An 18,928-nucleotide genomic window follows, 5' to 3' on the forward strand; every position below is an offset into this window, starting at 1 on the left:
CGATGGCCGGGCACCGCATCTTCGGCACACCGTTCGCCGCCGTGTACCCGCACTACCTGGCGAAGGTCGAACGCAAGGGCCACACCAAGGCGGAGCTCGACACGGTCATCGAGTGGCTCACCGGGTTCGACGACCGTGCGCTCGCGCAGCACCTCGCCGAGGAGACCTCGTTCGAGGACTTCTTCGCGGCCGCGCACCTCAACCCGAACGCGCCGCTCATCACCGGGGTGATCTGCGGGGTCCGGATCGAGGAGATCGAAGACCCGCTCATGCAGCAGATCCGGTACCTCGACAAGCTCGTCGACGAGGTCGCGAGGGGCCGGCCGATGGCGAAGGTCCTGCGGACCGCGTGAGTCAGCCCGACGCCGGCGTGCTGCGCGCCTTCGGAACGGACGGCGCGCCCCTCGAACGGCTCGCCGGTGGTCGTGGGTTGACCTGGCGCGCTGGTGACGTGGTGCTGCGCCCGCACGACGGCGCGGCGGTGACGGACTGGCGTGCGACCGTCCTCGCCGAGCTGCCCCACACACCAGCGTTCCGGACGCCACGGCCGATCGCCACGGCAGACGGCTCCTGGCGGGCGGGGGACTGGGAGGCGTGGGAGTTCGTGCCCGGTCGCGCCGACGAGCGTCGCGTCGAGGACGTCCTCTGTGTCGGGGAGGCCTTCCACCGCGCGCTCGCACACCTGGACCGGCCGGCATTCCTCGGCGGGGCCCCTGGACTCGACCGCCCCGACGACGCCTGGAGCCAGGCCGACCGCATGGCCTGGGACGAGGAACCGCTGCCCCGTGACCCGTCGCTGGACCGCCTCGCCGCCGCGTTCCGGCCGGTGCGGGCGCCGTTCCAGCTCGTGCACGGGGACCTGCTCGGCAACGTCCTGTTCGCCGACGGGCTGCCGCCGACCGTCATCGACTGGCCGCCGTACTGGCGCCCCGCCGGGCTCGGCGCCGCCATCGCCGCGGTCGACGCCGTCTGCTGGCACGGGTTGCCACTCGGACGCCTCGGCGCACTCGGCGACGATGTCGCTGAGTGGTCCCAGCTGCTGGTCCGTGCGCTCACGTTCCGCATCGCGACGCTGCGGCTGCTCGGTGGGTGGGACGCGGCCGAGGCGGACCGGCACCGGCACGTCATCGACGCGCTGGTCTGACGGCCTGGAGGCGCGTGGCGAGGCCGACACGTGCCTCCGGGCCGGTGGTGGATGCGTCAGAGGCCGCGGCCGGCGATCGAGCGGAGACGCGCGACGAGGCGTGGGCTCCGCGCTCCGAAGGTGAGGGCGGTCAAGCGTCGGATCGAGACGGTCGCCCGGTGCACGAGGAGCCCGGTGGCCTCGGCGATGTCCGACACGGCGTGCCAGCGGGCACGGAGCGCCGCAGGGTCGATGTCGGTCGCGACCGCCGCCCGGATCAGGCGGACGAGCTCGGCACCGTCGTGCCAGGTCGTGCTCTGGTTCTCGAATCGGCGGAGGATGCGGTCGATGGCGGAAGCACGGTGGTTCGCGACCGCGTGCGCCCAGCGGAGGTCCTGCGACACCGGATCGACGAGGATCCACCGCGGCGCGTTGGCGTTCAGCGCCGAGAGCTGCGCGAAGGTCGTCAGCGCGCCGAGTGCGACCGCGACGTCGAAGATCTGCCGAGGTCGACCGCCGACCGCGATCGCGGACCCTGGGAAGGCCTGGCGCGCAACGCGCACCTGCGTCTTGGGGACGATGACCGTCACGACCACGTCCTCCGGAGCCGCCTCGAGCGTGGACCGGACACGGGCGACCATCTCGTTCGTGAGATCCGAGGGGACGTGCAGCGCGACGCGCACGACGTCGTCGTCGGGCAGGAACGCGTCGGCGAAGACGTCGACCGCGTCGCGGTACCGGGCGAGGAACAATGCGATGGCGCCGCCGTAGAACGGGTAGCGCTCGAGCAGGATTCGCTCGTGCTCCAGCCGGAGGGACGGGCCGCGGTCACCGCTGAAGCTCGTCGAGCCGGTGTGGAGCACGAGGGCGCGGTTGGCGAGCACCGAGGTGAAGCCGTGCTCGTTGATCCGGAGGCAGAAGTCGTTCTCCTCGCCGTACCCGGGGGAGAAGGCCTCGTCGAACAGGCCGAAGCGGTCGATCATCTCGCGGCGGATCAGGAAGCAGAAGCCCATCGCCACCGGGGAGACCGTGTGACGGGGGAGGAGGTACTTCGTGCGACCGTGCAGCTCGCGCGTGCGACGGGGAGCGAGGTTCGCGCGCGGGTTCCGGCGTGCGTACGGGAACGACGCGATCGTCGCGTTGTCGCTCCGGGCGCAGACGACGCCGATCGCGTCGTCCGAGGCCAGCACGGCCGTCATCTCGTCGAGGAAGCCCGGCATCGGGACGGTGTCGCTGTTCAGCAGCAGGACGTCGTTGCCGGTGCGGTCGAGTTCGAGGACGGCACGGTTGCAGTTGCCGACGAAGCCGAGGTTCCGGTCGTTGCGGGTGTACTCGAAGCCGTCGTGGTCGCCGACGAGCTGAATGATCCGCTCCTCGATCCGGTCGACGCGCGGGCCCACGTCGTTCGCGAGTACGACCCGGTCGACCGAGAAGTCGACGGTCTCGAGCAGCGCTTCGATGCAGCGTTCGAGTCCGGGTAGGTCGTCGTACACCGGGACGACGATCGTCACCGGACGGCGGTCACGGGTCATCGGCGAGCCAGCTTCCGCACTGCCACGCCCGGACGGGCGAGCAGCCTGCCGACGAGGCCCGAACGCGAACGAACCCGGTTCGCCAGAAGACCCACTGCAGCACGGGCGCTCGTGGCGCCGAGGGACGCGTAGGCGCCCGGGAGCTCGAACCAGTAGCGGGCAGCCTGGGGGAGCCGGTAGCCCTCGGTGCCGACCAACGCGGTCAGCCGCTCGATCGCGGCGGCGTTGTCGTGTCCCGCCCCCGTGACGGCGGCGAGCCGACCCGGGGCAGCCGCACCGTGCCTCCTGGCCGAGTCGGGGTCCGTCGCGTACGTGGCGAGCGCGTCAGCCAGTGCCGCCGCGTCGTCGGCCTCCACCAGCATGCCGGTGACGCCCGGCTCGACCAGTTCCGCGCTGCCGCCTTGCCGGGTGGCGACGACCGGCTTGCCGAGTGTCATGTACTCCGCCGTCGTGCGACCGAAGGCCTCGATCGTGGACGGTGTGACGCACACGTCCGCAGCCGCCGCGTACGGCGCCGGAGTGGGCTGCTCTCCGGCGAAGACGACGTGCTCTGCCACACCCAGCGTCCGGGCACGGTCGAGCAGGCGCTGGTCCTCGCCCGGGTGCTTCCAGCTCCCCACGAAGCAGACGCTCGCCGTGATGCCGCGCTCGCGGAGCGCGCCGACCGCATCGACGACGCGGTGCTGACCCTTGGACTCCTCGACGCGTCCCACGACCGTCACGCGGAGACCTGGGTCGGCTTGCGGGAACGGGGTCGTCGCCGGCGGCTCGTCACGAGTGGCCTGGAGGCGCGTGGTGTCGACAGTCGGGTAGGCGACGGACAGCTTGTGGTCCGGGACGTACTGCGCAAGGTGCTCGCGCATTGCCTCGGAGTTCGTGACCACCGCGCCCGCCAGCAACCCGATGTCGCCCAGGACCCCCGCCCGTCCGGTCTGGAACTGCAAGCCGTGGTCGAGGTCGCCGTACTCGCGGACGAACCACGCCTGCGGGATGCCGAGCACTGCCGCAGCGAACGAGGCCCAGGGAGCGACGAGCGTGTTCGTCACCACCAGGTCCGGACGCTTGCGCTCGTACAGCCGGATGATCGAGTTCACCGCGGCGTAGTCGACCGTGGCGAAGGCTGCCCGTTCGGCGGCGGGTGCGGGCTGTGGGCTCGTCAGGGCCCACCCGCGGAAGCGCAGGGCGTCGTACGACCAGCCACGCTCGTCGAGCGCCTCGATGAACTTGCCACGCGGGGCCTTCGTGACGAAGGTCGGGGTCATCGTCGGATCGATCGCCTGCCAGTCCTCCACGAACCGGAGGAGGGACCGCTCCGCGCCACCGAGGTTCACCGGCGCCGTGGAGTGGTTGGCGAAGCTGACGATCACCATGTCACTCTACAAAGGTTTCGCCGAGGGTTCGTCATGTCGACACCCGCTGTGGTCGATCGTCACCGAGCCGAACGTGCGTGGTGCAACCTTTGTGCGAGAATGTCTCGTCCCCGAATCCCTGTGAGGAGCGCCGCGTCGCGCCCCGGAGGAGCCAGCACCCGAAGCATGACGTACCTGAACGAGCTCATGTCCTCGCGCGAGCTGCTGGCGAACCTCACAGCGCGAGAGGTGAAGGGAAAGTACCGCCGCACGGTCTTCGGGCAGCTGTGGTCGCTCATCAACCCGCTCGCCACGATGCTGATCTACACGATCGTGTACTCGTTCATCTTCCGGGCGCGACTCGAGGTGGGCGACCCCAGCGGGCTGAACATCTACCCGCTCTGGCTCATGTGCGGCCTGCTGCCGTGGATCTTCGCCCGGAACGTCATCAACTCCGGCATGACGTCGATCGTCTCCAACGGGTCGCTGATCAAGAAGGTCTACTTCCCGCGCATGACGCTGCCCCTGGCGGCGGTCGGCTCGTTCGGCTTCACCTGGCTGGTCGAGATGGGTGTGCTGCTCATCGTCCTGGCGATCGCGGGCTCGAACTTCTGGATCTACCTGCCGATCATCGCCTTGACCATGGTCTTCCTGGCCATGTTCGCCGCCGGCCTCGGGCTGATCCTGTCGATCGTCAACGTGCACTTCCGCGACATGCAGCACCTCGTCGGCATCGCCCTGCAGATGTGGATGTACCTGTCGCCGATCATCTACCCGCTGTCGCTCGTCGAGGACGCCGCGAACGAAGCCGGGCACCCGTGGATCATCCACGTCTACAAGCTCAACCCGATCGAACGGTTCTCCGAGGTCTTCCGGAACCTCATGTACGACAACCGTCTCCCGAACTGGACCGACCTGGTCGCGTGCGCCATCGCAGGATGCGCGTCGCTCGCACTCGGCTACTTCGTGTTCTCCCGCAACGAGAAGAAGCTGGCTGAACTCCTGTGACCGAAGCTGCCGTCACCGTCGAACACGTCTCGAAGCGCTTCCGCATGTACAAGGAGCGCAACGACTCGCTGAAGAGCATGGTCATGCGCGGGAAGAAGTCCGTGCACGAGGACTTCTGGGCGCTCAAGGACGTCTCGTTCGAGGTCCCGCAGGGCAAGACCTTCGGGCTGATCGGCAAGAACGGGTCGGGCAAGTCCACGCTCCTCAAGTGCCTGGCGAAGATCCTGTGGCCCGAGGAAGGCTCGATCACCGCGCGCGGCAAGCAGGCGTCGCTGCTCGAGGTCGGCTCCGGCTTCCACCCCGAGCTCTCCGGCCGCGAGAACGTCTTCCTGAACGGGTCGATCCTCGGCATGAGCCGCAAGGAAGTCACCCGGAAGTTCGACGAGATCGTGTCGTTCTCCGGCGTCGGCCACTTCATCGACCAGCCCGTGAAGAACTACTCGTCGGGCATGTACGTGCGCCTCGGGTTCTCCGTCGCCGTCGCTGTGACGCCCGACGTCCTGGTGGTCGACGAGGTCCTGGCCGTCGGTGACGCCACGTTCCAGAAGCGGTGCCGCACCAAGTTCAAGGAGATGAAGGAGGAGGGCCGCACGGTCATCCTCGTCTCGCACTCGATGAGCACCGTCAAGGACATGTGCGACGACGTGGCTTGGCTCAACGAGGGTGAGCTGAAGATGATCGGCAAGACGGACGACGTCGTGAAGGCCTACAACGAGACCGTGTGATCGAGTGGTACGGCTCCAGGAACGGGGCCTCGCGCAGTCAATCGGTGTCGGACGCCCGGCGTCGAGACGGTCGCTTCTCTTGCTGGCTCATCGATTCGATCGCGGTCTGTACGGTGTTCCGAAGCGGCTTCGCAAACCGTCGTTCTATCCCGATGTGCACCGCAACCGCCAGTGCGATGCTGACCAGGATCGCGGTTGCGAGTGTCAGCGCCCACGGCAGGTGCGGGGCGAGCGCACTGATGATCGTCCACCCCAGTTCTTCGTGAATCAGGTAGAGCGGGTAGGTCAAGAGTCCGGCGACGGTCAGCCACTTCCAACTCGTCCGTCGGACGGGCGTCAGCGTCACACCCATGACCGCGAGGAAGCAGGACACGATGACGACGATCATGACGAGGTCGTTCATCCCGCTGCCGGTCAGGCGCGCGATTGCATCGGCAGCGTCGGAACCGGCGGTTGGGATCGCCCACAGGATGTTCGCTCCGAGCAGCAACCAGGTGATGAGCGACCGACGATCGAGCGACAAGAGGTAGATCAGCATGCCGCCGGCGAAGAGCGGCGCGTAGGTCGGCTGCAGGAAGGTCGACAGGAGGTGGGCGTCGCTTGCCTCGGCGAGTGACGCCACGATCGGCCAGAGGCCACAGAACACCAGGATTCGGTTGCGTGTGATCCCCACGAGCAGGAACGCACCCATCATGAGGTAGAAGTGGAGCTCGATCCAGAGCGTCCAGTAGACGCCGTCAACGTGCTCGACGCCGAACGCTGATTGGCCCATCGTCAAGTTCACGAGGATCTGCTTCATCGTGACGTCCTGCGGGGCGGTGACGAGGAGGAGGAAGCCGGTGAAGAGCACCGCGAACCAGTACGCCGGGTACAGCCGGGCCGTTCGGGACGCGACGAAAACGCCGAGCGGACGCCCCCATGCGCTCATGAGGATGACGAACCCGCTGATGACGAAGAACAGATCGACACCGAAGTAGCCGAACTTCGCGACCCCGAAGAGCGGGGCGGAGAGGTCCCGGAACGACTGCCCCCAGCGGTCGGTCGAAGCGGCGTAGTGGAACAGCATGACTGCCAGCGCTGCCACGAACCGAAGTCCGTCGAGCGCAGCGTATCGTCCCTTCGACGCAGGGATTGCTCTCGGCATCACTTCGACCAAAGGAATGACCTCGCTCGCGGGGGTGGTGGAAGAAAGTGCTCAGACGTGAGCTGCGTGCCGGACCGCGTGGTCGAGTTCTTCGATCCGAGGGCCACCATCGAGGGCTTTCATCGCACCGATGACTCGTTCGCAGTTCCGGCCGTCGCGCACCGGGAACGCTTCGCGCGCACGCTCCGCATAGGTCGGCGCGACGCGGTATCCGCCGGAAGCGATGTCGGCGATCGCGTCGACCGCCTGACCGACGTCATGGGTGACCGGCCCGAAGCCATGTCGCTCGTACTCGAAGTACCCGCGCCGTCCGATGTGCATTCCGTTGAAGAACTCGTCGGCGTCGAACTGCAGGTACACGAGTGGAACATCGACGACGGCCGCCTCGAAGGCGATCGATGAGTAGTCGGTCAACACGGTGCTCGCTGATGCGAGGACCTGCTGGACGTCGGCTTCGCGGTAGCTCAGCACATCGACATGCGCCGGGACGGCGAAGTCGGCGAGGTACGGGAGCATGTTGGGGTGCGGCATGAAGATGATCCGCCTGCCCGTTTCGCGAGCGACAGCGGCAAGTCGTTCGTCGTGCAGGAGCTGCAGGTACGTCTGGGCGTACTCACTCTCCATGAATCGTTCGTTGCGAAGCCGTTCGTTCGAGCCTCGAAGTGCGGCACCGACGATGTTCTGGCGCCACGTCGGCATGATCACGATCGTGTCGCGCTCGGACTCCGGGGTCGACGCTCGTTTCCGGAGCAGCGCATCGTGTCGGGGGAAGCCGGTCAACACGGCCTCCCGGTCGCTGAACGCCCACGGACTCGACTGTGCGATCGACTGCTGTTCCGCGCGGGTGCCCGTCACGAGGAGTGAGATCGGCTTGATGTTGAGCCAGCGCGAGAGGTCGTACTGGGTGATGCCGTGCTGCAGGAACGAGTACTTGAACCGTGGCTGCCCGTACTGACGACCGTCCAACGGCGACACGACGTACGCATCTGCATGCGACGAGGCCAGGTGTGCTGCGTGCAGGATCAGCAGCCGCCACTCGGCGCTCCCGTACGACACGAGGCGGAAGCCCTCGGCCTTGAGCCGGTCCCAATCCTCGGACCTGCGCTCGAGTACGAACCAGGCGTTGATCTCGGGGTGGTGCTCGCGCGCGTAGCGGTAGAGATGTTCCGCGTTGTCGTTCGCGTCGGTGTTCCGGTCCATGAAGACCCATGCATCGTGGAATCGCCGCCGGACTGTCGGTGAGTGCACCTGGACAGCGGTGAGTTCGCTCTTGAGCTTCTGCTTGTCGAGGTTGCGCCGCCAAGCGAGCAGGGTCTGGCCAGCTTTCGAACGGACGTAACGGAGCAGGCTCTGCGACGGGTCGAGCTCAGCCTTGTGGCGACGGCGCTGGCCGATGATGGTCGGGTTCAGCTGCTTGTACGTCAGCGACTCGGCGTGACCCCACTGATCGCCGCGAACGACCGACACCTGGAGCCCGTCCAGGTGGATGATCGAACGCAGTCCGCGTGGGATCCAGATGTGACGACGCTTGAGGAGCGTGCGGCCGTAGAACTGGTACTCCTGCACCGTGCTGTACAGCGGCGCGACCTCGACGTCGTCCACGATGACGTGCTCTGTCGGTTCAGCACCGGAGAACCAGTAGGTGAGGTGGACCTCCTGGCGTGACTCGTCGACGACGTTCAGTCGCACGTAGTCCGGGCGGAGGGGCTCCGGCTTGTACCCCTTGAGGAACGTCTCCTTGACGGCGAACTCGACGCCCATGACGTCGAACGTCCTGATCGCATCGTCGCCGATCAGCTCCAGGATCTCGCGCATGAGCTCGTGGAACTCATCGAAGACCTCCGGGGGAGCGGCGGCAGTCAGCGAACGGATGGCGAGTTCGTTCTTGAAGTACCAGAAGAGGTCGTAGAGGACCGTGTTCTCGAGCCATCGCGGGATGGTACCCCGTTCGCTCGCTTCTCTGAGCAGCGCGAGGAAGCCATGACGGACGAGAGTGGTGTACTTCTCCGGCATCAGGAAGCTCGTCTGCGTGGCCGATGAGCCGTTGCCACGGGTCCGGTAGTAGTACTTCGCCGACGCCACCACTCCGAGTCGGTGCGTGTCCGAGCCGAGTAAGTACCGCGCGATGAAGTGCCCGTCCTCGAAGTTCGGGCGGATCTGCGCGTCGAACCGGAGCCCGAGTTCGTCGATGACGGAAGTCCGCAGGAAGGTGTTCCCGGCACTGACGTGCACGGTCGGTTCGACGTGCAGGTTGATGACCCGCGAGCCCTTCTGGAACTTGTGTCGCAACGGGTGTGTGTCGGTGCGTTCCCCGGTGCGTTCGTCGAAGGGCATCAGGTGTGTGCAGACGACCGAGACCGACTCGTCCTGATAGATGTCGAGGAACTTCGTGACCTGGCTGAAGTAGTCGTCCGAGAGCACGTCGTCCGGGTCGCAGAACGTGACCCAGTCTGCGTCGACGGCATCCAGCCCAGCGTTGCGGGCCGCCGCGACACCACCGTTTGACTGTGAGATGACGGTCGCAGTGGCGCTGTGCTTCTCCACCCAGGCGCGGATCACCCGCTCGCTGTCGTCGGTCGAACCGTCGTTGACGAAGACAAGCTGGACCCGCTGGATCCCGCCGGCCTGGTTCGCCAGTGAAGCCAGGAACTCCGGAAGGTACGAAGCGACGTTGTACGTCGCGATGACGGCGGCGATACGAGGACGAGCGGCGCCACGGCGGCCTGCGAGATCGGACTTCGCCATCGACTGAATTGCTCCGTATCGGGTTGAGGGCAGGACTGTGCGTCAGAAACGCCTCAGGAGAATACCAGCGATCCTCAAATCCGCTGGGCTCCTCTCCACTGCTAGCGTCGGTGTCACGATGAAGACCGTGGAGAACCCGACCGTCAGCAGTCTGGTCTCGGTGGTGGTGCCACTTCGAGACAGCGCACCGTGGGTGGGTGAGCTTCTCGAGAGCGTCCTCGCGCAGGGGCTGACGGACATCGAAGTCGTCGTGGTCGACAACGGGTCTGTCGACGCGTCAGCAGACGTGGTGAGCAGCTTCGCCGACCGGGATGGCCGCATTCGGCTCATCGGGTCCGATGCGGGCTCCGCCGCGGCAGCTCGGAACGAGGGCGTCGTGTCCGCGAGAGGGGAGTACCTCGTCTTCGCGGACGCAGACGACATCGTTCCCGACGGCGCCTACAGGGCGATGGTCGAATCGCTCGCGACGAGCGGTTCCGACATGGTGATCGGAGATCACCTGAAGTTCTCGCCCTCGACGACGTGGAGCCCGACGGCACGATGGTCTGCCTTCGATCGCGCACGGACCAGCATCATTCCAGAAGACCTGCCGGGACTCCTCGCCGGCAGAGCGTGCTGGAACCGGATGTTCCGTCGGTCGTTCTGGGACCGGGCAGATCTCCGGTTCCCCGAGATCGCGAGCGTCGAGGACATCGAGCCGATGACCCGTGCACTCGTGAGCGCTGAACGCATCGACGTCGTTCCCGTTCCCGTCTACCTGTACCGCGACAGGAGTGACAGCAGTTCGATCTCAAAGCGGACGGACCGTGCTGCCACGGTGCGGTACTTCGAGCAAGAGTTCATCTGTTCGGAACTCCTCGACGGCCGCCCGGCCCTGCAGGAGACACATGCTGAAGTCGTGCTCGATGCGGACGGCTGGGCACACCTCGCTCGGTTCTTCGCCGTCGAACACTCCGTTGCTGACGTCGCGGCCGTCCGAGCCGCGCTCGAGGAATTGCTCCGAGTGGTCCCACTGGAGCGGATCGAGGAGACCGCCCCCGTCCGGAGGATGCTGTGGGCGCTCGTGCTCGGCGACGAGCACGCTGTGCTACCCGGTTTCGTCCGTGGTTCCACGTCGTCCCACGGCCGGGATCGCATCGACGCCTGGGTGGCCGGCCTGGCGGCGTTGCGTCGGGCGGATACGAGTCGGGTCGACATCGGGCGCCTCGTCGAGGAGGGATTCCTCCCGATCCTGGTCAACGGCGCCGACGAAGTGGCTCCCGATCGGCTCGCCGACGTCGTGCGGACATTCGACGACCTGCCGCTCGGTCCGAGCGAGCCCGGTCTCCTCGCAGCGATGGCCGATGCCGTCGGTCGCGGCGATGCGGGGGCGGTACGGGCCGTGTCGAATCTGCGCCATCTCGTGCCGTTGGTCGTCAGCGGTGCGGAGCCTTCGGCGCGTGGACTCGAGCTCAGCGGCGCGGTGGGCTCATCGCCACTGGACGCAAACCTGAAGCTGGTGCTGCGGTCGGACGAAGCCTCGGACACGATTGTGGTGCCGCTGCGAATGTCGTCTGGAAGGTGGGTTGCTTCGCTCGACGCCACGCAGTTCGCCGCCGGACGGTGGACGGTGAGTGTCGCAGTCGAAGGCGTGTTCGGCGACTTCCCCGTTGTGACGGCGCGTATGCCGTTGCCGCCTCTCGACACTGGCTTCCCGATGCAGCCGCTTGCGGACCGCAGGAACGGATGGCGTTTCCTCATCGACCGACGCGCGGCTCCTCGACGAGGCATCACGGGGATCCTCGCGCGCGTGAACCGCAAGCTGCGTTGATGCTCTCTTGAGAAAGCCCCGTACGCCGCACAACGATCGGGTGCGTCGTGTTTTGCCCGTGGGCCTGGCGATCGCCTTGCTCGTGGCGCTCGTGGTCACGGGAGACCTCGCGCCAACGCTCCGCAGACCCGAATCGACTCCTCAGGCGGCCGATCGAGCTGCTCCTGCTCCTCTCCGCGTCGCTGTGGTCGGGGACTCGCTGAGCGCCGGGCGATCGCACTTCTCGGGCAACGGCCTCGACGACGAGTCGTGGATGACCTACGCCGAGGGCGACGGCATCGAGTACGTCGGCGGTTGGGCGCGTTCCGGCGCGACTCCCGACCAGATGGCCGCCGCCGTCCGGCCGATCAGCGATGTCGACGTACTCGTCATCCTCGCGGGTACGAACGCCGTTCGGACCGGCAAGACGGCGGCCGATGAAGCACCTGCCTACGAGCAGATCGTCGACGTCGTGCGGCCGAAGCGGGTCATCATCTCGAGGATTCCGCCGTACCGGTTCCACGCTGTTGGGGCACTTCGGTACAACGGCGATCTCCGCAGCTTCACGGAGTCGCACGGCTGGTCCTGGGCGGATCCGTGGACGATCGCGCGCGACGGCGACGATTGGGCTGACGGCTTCAGCGTGGACGGAACGCATCCCGCCGGCCCAGCCCAGTACGAGATGCTCGGCGAGTCCTTCCGTCGGATCATCCTCGAGACGCGTGTGCTCCCGTCAGCGCTCGGGTGACGTTGAGGTCGCTACCTCGTCCAGCAGCTCTGCGTACTCCCTCGACCGCGCGAACGGCGCCAGCCGCCGACTGAACTCCTCTGCCCCCTCGGCACTGCCGACGGGCTCGGCGAGCACCGCGGCGAGCGACGCGGCTGCATCGGCCGTGTCGAACCACCGCACCCACCCCTCGTCCCCGAACTCCGCGCGCAGGTGCGCCTCGTCCGGCAGCACCGCGGGGACGCCGAACGACGCTGCCAGGTGCAGACTCCCCGAGTTGAGGACGCGCCGGTAGGGGAAGGCGGCCACGTCCGCGGCTCGGAACCACCGCTGCACGTCGACGTCTTCGACGTGGTCGTGCTCCCGGACGCTGCGGACGTCGTCGCCGAGCAGCGCGTCGATCGAAGCGCGGTCCTCGTCCGAGGTCCGACCCGCCAGCAGCAGGACCGGACGGTCCGCGGACGGGATCCGGCGCACGGCGTCGATGAGCACGTCGAGGCCCTTGTACGGCCGCATCTGCCCGAACGCCAGGACGGCCCGGTCGGTGTCGCCGAGGCCGAAGCGTGTCCGGGCCTCGGAACGCGACCCGGACGACGGGTACACGCCTTGGTAGCTGGGGTGCGGGATGTGTACCACGCGGGCGCCGTCGAGTGCGTAGTAGGGCGCGACGGCGGCAGCGGTGTCCCGGTTCATCACGTGCACGGCGTCGGAGGTCGCAGCGAGGTACCGGTCGAGTTCGAGTTCGAGCTCGAGGTGCCGGGCGTCGTGTGGCAGGACGTTGTGGATCGTCCACACGAGGCGTGCGCCGCGCGAGCGTGCCGCGTCGACGCCTCTGCGGAAGCGGTCGAGACGCAGGCCGGCCGAAGCGAGGTCGTCGTCGGCGCGTTGCACGATCGGAGAGGTCCAGTGCATGTGGAACACGTCACCGGTGCCGAGGTGACCGAGATGCTGTTCGAGCTGCTCGAGGCGGAGGCTTTCGAGGACGTTCCAACCGCGGGCCCGAGGGGCAAGCAGCATCAGGTTGAGGTAGGGGTTGTCCCGGTAGGCCGGGAACACCACGAGGGAGCGATCGGGCACCGCCCGATCCTACGGGGAGTCGTCAGTCCGCTGTGGCGACGATGTACTCGGCCTCGTGCAGGACCGAGCAGAACGCCAGTCCGTCGTGGGCGAGCGCGTCGCGCTTCGAGATGACGGCACCGCACACGGAGCACTTGGTCGTGAAGGTCGACCGCATTGCATCGGAGAGGAGCGACATACCGACATGTTGGCCCTCGAAAGTGAACGGGGGGCTGCGTGTGCCTCGGAGTGTGGTGAACGTTACCCCAGGAAGGACCGCAGAGACGAAGGTGGCTCACGTCAGCTGAGCGCCCGCACCACCCGTTCCGCCCCGCCCTCGGCCTCCACGACCGACGCGAAGTCGCCGTCCGCCACGACCTGCCCCGGCGCGAGCCACACCACGTTTCGCGCTCCGGGCTGCGGCACGAACGTCGCCGGCGCCGGACCACCCGATCGATGCCCGTCGCCGACCGACACCGTCACGTCGTCGATCACGCTCGACCCCCGGTACCAAGACGTCGGGAGATCGACCTGCGCGGTGTGCCCCGCGCGCTCCAGGGCCGCCAGCAGTGCGGTCACGTCCGCCGGCCGGGTCCCGTCGTGCTTGACCGCGACGCGGAGCCCCACGGCGCCTTCCTCCCGGACGACGACGGGCCGTGACGACCGGACCATCACGGCGTGCCCCTTGGGCAGCCCGGGTTCGACCCCGAGGTAGCGGAGCCCGGCGGCGTCGTACCGGTCGACGGCGTCCGCGTCCGGGTACCGCCCGCGCCACCGTTCGTCGAAGATCCGGCGGTTGTCGACCCGGGCGTCGTCGCGGCCCGGTGTGCGGCTCTCGTGGTGGACGACCACGGACGCGGGTTCGACGACGAAGTGCGAACCGGCGGACGACGACTCGAGGGCGCGGAGGCAGAGGTCGACGTCCTCGAGCCCGTTGGCGTAGACGGGATCGAACCCGTGCCACCGGATGAGGTCGGTGGCACGGAAAGCGGCAGCCGCTGCGGTGATCGCCGTGAACCGGCGGACGGAGCTCGGCGGAGCAGCAGCGGTGCCGCCGCCGAAGTACCGCGCAGCGTCGTGCCGCGGGTGGTCGCCGAGGAAGTGCCACGGCAGCACCTTGTCGCCGCCGAACACGGTGCCGGCGGTCTGGACGACACCATCCGGGTAGACCAGGAGCGGCTGCACGCCGAGCACCGCTCGGTCCTCGAGCACGGACACCAGGGGCCGGAGCCAACCGGCGGTGACCTCGGTGTCGTTGTTGAGCATCACGACGGTCGCGCCGGTGGAGCGTGCGAGGCCGAGGTCGCTGCCGAGGCCGAAGTTCCGGTTGCGGTCCTCGCGCTGCAGGATCACCCGTGGCTCGTCGCGGAACCAGGCGCCGAGGATCGCGGACACGGATCGGGGTGAGCCGTTGTCGACGAGCACGACCTCGACCCTGTCGCCGTCGTGGTCCGCAGCACCGAGGACGGCGTCGACGGCTCGACGGGTCATCGTCCAGTCGCGGAACACCGGGACCACGACGGACACCAGGGCCGCGTCGCGCGTCGGCGCGGCGGCGGCGAGGGCGTCCCAGTCGATGCGGTGCCGCGCGAGTGCGACCTCCTGCCAGGACGCCGGCTGCGCGGACGACACCCGTCGCGGGTCGCGGACGTTGTCGTAGTCGACACCGATCACCGGCACGTACACGGGAACGCCGAAGTGCTTGCCGATCCGGAGCAGCCACTCCCAGTCGATCCAGCGACGCAGGGTCTCGTCGAAGGGACCCACGGTGGCTGCGACGTCCCGCCGCACGACGAGGGCGTTGAGGTCGATGAAGTTCCCGGCGAGCAGGTCCTCGAGGGTGCCGTCCTCGCCGCGGTACGTCTCGGCGGGCGCGGTGGAGTCGTCGGCGTTGTTGGCCCCGATCATCCGGACACCCGTGTGGACGCCGGCGCCGTCGGTTTCGAGCAGCGCGGCGAGGGCGGCGGCGAGGTGCCCCGGTCGCCACGTGTTGTCCGCGTCGAGGAACGCCACGAAGTCGCCGCGGACCGCCGCGAGCCCCGTGTTCCGTGCGGCACTGGGGCCACCGTTCTCCCGCTCGAGCACACGGATCCGGGCGTCGTCCGCTGCAGCCTTGCGGACGACGTCGACGGTGTTGTCGCCCGAGCCGTCGTCGACGACGATGAGCTCCCACGCGGGGTGCTGCTGCGCCCGGACGGATGCGAGCGCTGCACCGACGACGTCGGCCCGGCGGTGCACCGGCATCACGATCGAGACGAGCGGCTGCTCGGCCTCGCGCCGGGCCGCTCCGCGCGCGTAGCGCGCGAGGACGTCGACGGCCTCGGGCCCGTCCCATGTCGAGCGGTAGCGACGCCGGGTCCGGTGCTGCGCGGCAGCGAACTCGCGGGCCGCCAGCACGGCGGACCCTCGGACGGCGCCCCACGTGGGCGCGGGCCCACGACGGCCTGGAGGCACGGGGAGCGGGGTCGTGTCCGTCGCGTTCCGCAGGAAGTGGCGGAGTGCATCCAGGGTGGACGTCGGCCGGTCGGGCGTCGGGAGCGACGCCAGGTACACGCCGGCGTCGAAGAGCGGTCCGGTCTGGAAGAGCTCGGGCCCCTCCTGGTGCAGTGCGTCGTACCAGGACATCGCGGGCACGGGCTGGTGCTCGCGCATCCACTCGTGCTCGACGAGCGGGCTGAGCGAGAGTCCCCGCTGCCCGTCGTTGTGCACGTAGAACGCGATCGCCTCGTCGTCGGTGGTGAACGTCCGACCGGTCTGCGCCTCGAGGTACTCGCGGTCGAGCACGCCGAACTCGGCGATCCGACGGGCCCACCGGTCGAGCCGGTCGGCGACGGTCAGCGGCTTCTCCGGGCCGCGCAACCCGCGGACGAGCCGCCGTGCGGCCCGTCCGATGCCCCCGCGGTCCGCCATCAGCGGCGCCCCGGCAGTCGCGAGGCGACCTTCGCGATCACCTGGCCGGTGCGGAACGACCGGCTCGTGCGGAGGTCGTGCAGTTCGCGGCGCAGTCGCGCGACCTCGTCGGAGGCGTCGTCAGCGGCGGCTTCGGCGGCGGCGAGGTCGAGGGGCAGGACCGCCGCCCAGCGCTGCTCGAGGTGCACGGACGTGCCGTCGAGCGGGGCGAGCATGCTGTTCTCCAGGCTCGCGCGTGCGCTCCCGAGCTCGTCCGGCGTGACCTCGTCGGCGGATCGGCGGGTCAGGTCGATGACCCGCTCGGCACCGGCACGGACCCGCGGGGATGACCACGGCGGCGTCGTCGAACCGGTGCGCACCACCACCCAGAACGCGGCGCGACGGTTCGCCGCGACCAGGTCTCCGGGTGTCGGGTCGACCAGGATCTGCGCCGTCACGAGGTCGTCCGGATTCGGGTCGTCCGAGGGGACCGCCCACCCGGCGGGGACCGGCGTGCCGGCGGGGAGCCGTGCCTCCAGACGGAAGCCGTCCCCGAAGGCCGCGTCGATCTGCCGGGCCAGCCCCGCGGCGTCCTCGACGTGCCGCAGGTCGACCGACAGACGGGGGGTGGGCCCGGCGGGGACGAGCACGTCGGCGAAGCGCTCGGTCGCGCTCATGCCGTGCCGCTGGTAGGCGGCCACCGCCTCGGGCAGGAAGGGGTACCGGCGCTCGAGTTCCCGCTGGTGGGCGGCGCGGAGCGCGGACCGGTTGCCGGCGAAGCTCTTGCCGCCGGCGTGCAGGACGAGCGCCCGGTTCGCGATCTTCGACAGCCAGCCGTGTGCGGCGATGCGGAGGCAGTAGTCGTTCTCCTCGCCGTACCCGGGGGCGAACGCCTCGTCGAAGAGGCCGTGCTCGGTGATCAGCTCGCGACGTGTCAGGAAGCAGAACCCCATCGCCACGGGGAGGACCTGTGACTCGGGCAGGAGCGGCGCGATCTCGGACCAGACCGCGCGGGTGCGCGCCTCGGTCCGGGCGGCGCCGCGGTTCGTCAGGCGGTAGGGGATGCTCGCGATCGTCGCGTTGTCGCTGCGGGCAGTGACGACGCCCGTGCGTTCCTCGTCGAGCACGGCGAGCATCGCATCGAGGAAGCCTGCGGTCGGCACGGCGTCGCTGTTGAGCAGGAGGACGGCCTCGGCTCCGGTGTCGAGCTCGAGCACGGCGCGGTTGCAGGTGCCGACGAAGCCGAGGTTGTGGTCGTTGCGCTCGTACCGGAAGCCGGGACGCTCCGCGATGCGGTCGAGCAGGGCCCGTTCGATCACGTCGACGTCGGGGCCGCAGTCGTTGACGAGCAGCACGCGGTGGCGGTCGGTGTCCAGGTGCTCGATCAGCCCGTCGACGCAGCGCAGCAGGGAGTCGAGGTCCCCGTACACGGGCACGACGACGAGGGTGGAGCGGGTCATCGGGTTGACTCCTGGTTCGGTTCGGTCGACGGTGGCTCTTCCTCGAGCTGGACGGCGAGGACGTCGACGGCACGGTCGAGTGGCCCGCCGAGCGCGTCGTCGTCGAGCGGCACGAACCCCGTCGGGCCGTCGGTCGCGGCGGCACGGACGGCGCTGGCGACCGCGAGCCCGAGGGAGCGGGCGTCGGCGGGCACCGCGGCGAGGTTCGGGTGCAGGTGGCCCCGGGTGTCGCGGAACTCGTTCGTGACGACCCGGGCGCCGGAGATCGCACCGTCGAACGGCGGGTGGCTCGGGTGCGGGCTGTGCTGCAACGACAGGACGACGTTGGTCGAGGCGATGAAGCGGAAGTAGTCGTCCCACGGCATCGTTCCGTGGCTCACGAGCTTGACGTCGCCCCGGCCCCCGTCGAGCTCCACGTCCCCGTGCTGCTCGCCCGCTGAGTGGAACTCCACCTGGATGCCGTCGTCGGCGAGCTCCTGGACGGCGACACGCAGCGCCGCGACGCCGAGCCGGAACAGGTTGCGGTGTTTGCTCGGGCGTCCGTAGAAGAGGACGCGGACGACGTCGTCGTGGGTCCGTGCGTCGGCGACGCGTTCGAGCAGGTCGACGTCGAGGTGCGGTGCGAAGGTGCGCTCCGTGGGGACGTTCAACCCCTCGACCTCGGCGAGGTACTTGCGGAGCGGCTCCGAGTTCACGAGCAGTCGGAAGCCCGCGCGGTAGGTCGAGGCTGCGACGGCGTACTCGGTCGACCAGGGGCTGAACCCGGGTTCGTAGTCCTGCACGAGGTACACGACGCGGTCGCGGGGGACGACGCCGGCGGTGACGGCGACGTCGATCGGGTGCGCGGTCTTCCAGTGCGTGGCCATCCACACGTCGTCCCGGCCGAACTCGGTACCGAGCACGTCCTCGCGCCGCACCACCCGCACGCCGGGGCGCCCGTCGACCCGGGACTCCGGGAAGCGGTCCGCGATCAGTGCCTCGGCGGCCGCCGCGTTGTTGCCCGGGGTCGTCCACCGCACCATCACGACGCGCACCCGGCGGTCGAGCCGTGCGCCGAGCGCGAGCGCGACTGCGAGAGCGGTCTGCACGCCGGCGAACGCGGCGCCCTCGCGCAGCTCGTCCACGACGAGGACCACCTCGGGCGCCCGGTCGACGGTGCGGATCCCGGCGATCGCGAGACTCGTCTCGACCAGGCCCTCGAACGGCCGCGCGGTCAGCGGGGCACGATCCCGCTCACGTCGGGCGACCCCGACGTCGACGCGGGAGACGGTCCGTCCCAGTCGTTCGCGGACGTCGTTCCGGTAGTGGCCGTCGCGCGCGTACCGTTCGTTCACACGCACCAGGTCGCCGATGAGGCGCCGCGCCTTCTCGAAGTTCATCG

Annotated in this window: 15 protein-coding genes; 6 read left to right on the forward strand and 9 right to left on the reverse strand. The window is 68.9% G+C overall.

Going from position 1 to position 18,928, the window contains the following annotated elements:
• Nucleotides 1–2: 2 nt before the first annotated feature.
• Together ACRQ4B_RS09715 and ACRQ4B_RS09720 are read left to right on the forward strand one after the other, a co-directional pair.
• Nucleotides 3–353, forward strand: a complete 351-nt coding sequence (locus ACRQ4B_RS09715; protein WP_439691233.1) for a DUF2200 domain-containing protein — start codon at nucleotides 3–5, stop codon at nucleotides 351–353.
• Nucleotides 350–1,144, forward strand: coding sequence for a hypothetical protein (locus ACRQ4B_RS09720; protein WP_439691234.1), 795 nt, complete (start codon nucleotides 350–352; stop codon nucleotides 1,142–1,144). The genes ACRQ4B_RS09715 and ACRQ4B_RS09720 overlap by 4 nt, the downstream gene beginning before the upstream one ends.
• Before the next feature lie 56 nt (nucleotides 1,145–1,200).
• Here the strand turns inward: ACRQ4B_RS09720 and ACRQ4B_RS09725 are convergent, their stop codons facing one another.
• Both ACRQ4B_RS09725 and ACRQ4B_RS09730 read right to left on the reverse strand, forming a co-directional pair.
• Nucleotides 1,201–2,655, reverse strand: coding sequence for a glycosyltransferase family 2 protein (locus tag ACRQ4B_RS09725; protein WP_439691235.1), 1,455 nt, complete (start codon nucleotides 2,653–2,655; stop codon nucleotides 1,201–1,203).
• Complete coding sequence (locus tag ACRQ4B_RS09730; protein ID WP_439691236.1) at nucleotides 2,652–4,025, reverse strand: glycosyltransferase family 4 protein; 1,374 nt, start codon at nucleotides 4,023–4,025, stop codon at nucleotides 2,652–2,654. Before ACRQ4B_RS09730 ends, ACRQ4B_RS09725 begins: the two co-directional genes overlap by 4 nt.
• A gap of 165 nt (nucleotides 4,026–4,190) precedes the next feature.
• Here ACRQ4B_RS09730 and ACRQ4B_RS09735 point away from each other — a divergent pair, with 165 nt between their 5' ends.
• Nucleotides 4,191–5,012, forward strand: a complete 822-nt coding sequence (locus ACRQ4B_RS09735) for an ABC transporter permease (protein WP_439691237.1) — start codon at nucleotides 4,191–4,193, stop codon at nucleotides 5,010–5,012.
• A complete protein-coding gene (locus ACRQ4B_RS09740; RefSeq protein ID WP_439691238.1) occupies nucleotides 5,009–5,737 on the forward strand; it encodes an ABC transporter ATP-binding protein in 729 nt (242 codons plus the stop codon). Before ACRQ4B_RS09735 ends, ACRQ4B_RS09740 begins: the two co-directional genes overlap by 4 nt.
• 37 nt (nucleotides 5,738–5,774) lie before the next feature.
• Here ACRQ4B_RS09740 and ACRQ4B_RS09745 read toward each other — a convergent pair whose 3' ends face one another.
• Together ACRQ4B_RS09745 and ACRQ4B_RS09750 are read right to left on the reverse strand one after the other, a co-directional pair.
• Complete coding sequence (locus ACRQ4B_RS09745; RefSeq protein WP_439691239.1) at nucleotides 5,775–6,881, reverse strand: acyltransferase family protein; 1,107 nt, start codon at nucleotides 6,879–6,881, stop codon at nucleotides 5,775–5,777.
• 51 nt (nucleotides 6,882–6,932) lie between these two features.
• Nucleotides 6,933–9,626, reverse strand: a complete 2,694-nt coding sequence (locus tag ACRQ4B_RS09750; RefSeq protein WP_439691240.1) for a bifunctional glycosyltransferase/CDP-glycerol:glycerophosphate glycerophosphotransferase — start codon at nucleotides 9,624–9,626, stop codon at nucleotides 6,933–6,935.
• 118 nt (nucleotides 9,627–9,744) lie between these two features.
• On the opposite strand from ACRQ4B_RS09750, the gene ACRQ4B_RS09755 reads away from it, so the two are divergent.
• Together ACRQ4B_RS09755 and ACRQ4B_RS09760 are read left to right on the forward strand one after the other, a co-directional pair.
• Nucleotides 9,745–11,436, forward strand: coding sequence for a glycosyltransferase family 2 protein (locus ACRQ4B_RS09755; RefSeq protein WP_439691241.1), 1,692 nt, complete (start codon nucleotides 9,745–9,747; stop codon nucleotides 11,434–11,436).
• 7 nt (nucleotides 11,437–11,443) lie between these two features.
• A complete protein-coding gene (locus ACRQ4B_RS09760) occupies nucleotides 11,444–12,163 on the forward strand; it encodes an SGNH/GDSL hydrolase family protein (RefSeq protein WP_439691242.1) in 720 nt (239 codons plus the stop codon).
• Here the strand turns inward: ACRQ4B_RS09760 and ACRQ4B_RS09765 are convergent.
• The 5 genes from ACRQ4B_RS09765 to ACRQ4B_RS09785 all read right to left on the reverse strand — a co-directional run bounded on the left by ACRQ4B_RS09765 (nucleotide 12,149) and on the right by ACRQ4B_RS09785 (nucleotide 18,926).
• Entirely contained in the window at nucleotides 12,149–13,219 is a 1,071-nt protein-coding gene (locus ACRQ4B_RS09765; RefSeq protein WP_439691243.1) for a glycosyltransferase, read from the reverse strand. The two genes, ACRQ4B_RS09760 and ACRQ4B_RS09765, sit on opposite strands and share 15 nt — an antisense overlap.
• 22 nt (nucleotides 13,220–13,241) lie before the next feature.
• Entirely contained in the window at nucleotides 13,242–13,397 is a 156-nt protein-coding gene (locus ACRQ4B_RS09770; RefSeq protein ID WP_439691244.1) for a hypothetical protein, read from the reverse strand.
• A 101-nt stretch (nucleotides 13,398–13,498) separates the two neighbouring features.
• On the reverse strand, nucleotides 13,499–16,108 hold the full coding sequence (locus tag ACRQ4B_RS09775) for a glycosyltransferase (protein WP_439691245.1): 2,610 nt from the start codon (nucleotides 16,106–16,108) through the stop codon (nucleotides 13,499–13,501).
• Nucleotides 16,108–17,547 (reverse strand): glycosyltransferase family 2 protein, encoded by a 1,440-nt coding sequence (locus ACRQ4B_RS09780; RefSeq protein WP_439691246.1) that lies wholly within the window; start codon nucleotides 17,545–17,547, stop codon nucleotides 16,108–16,110. Before ACRQ4B_RS09780 ends, ACRQ4B_RS09775 begins: the two co-directional genes overlap by 1 nt.
• A complete protein-coding gene (locus ACRQ4B_RS09785; RefSeq protein WP_439691247.1) occupies nucleotides 17,544–18,926 on the reverse strand; it encodes a rhamnosyltransferase WsaF family glycosyltransferase in 1,383 nt (460 codons plus the stop codon). The genes ACRQ4B_RS09780 and ACRQ4B_RS09785 overlap by 4 nt, the downstream gene beginning before the upstream one ends.
• Between the last annotated feature and the right edge of the window lie 2 nt (nucleotides 18,927–18,928).

The sequence above is a fragment of the Curtobacterium sp. SP.BCo genome (assembly GCF_051903265.1).
GTDB lineage: Bacteria > Actinomycetota > Actinomycetes > Actinomycetales > Microbacteriaceae > Curtobacterium.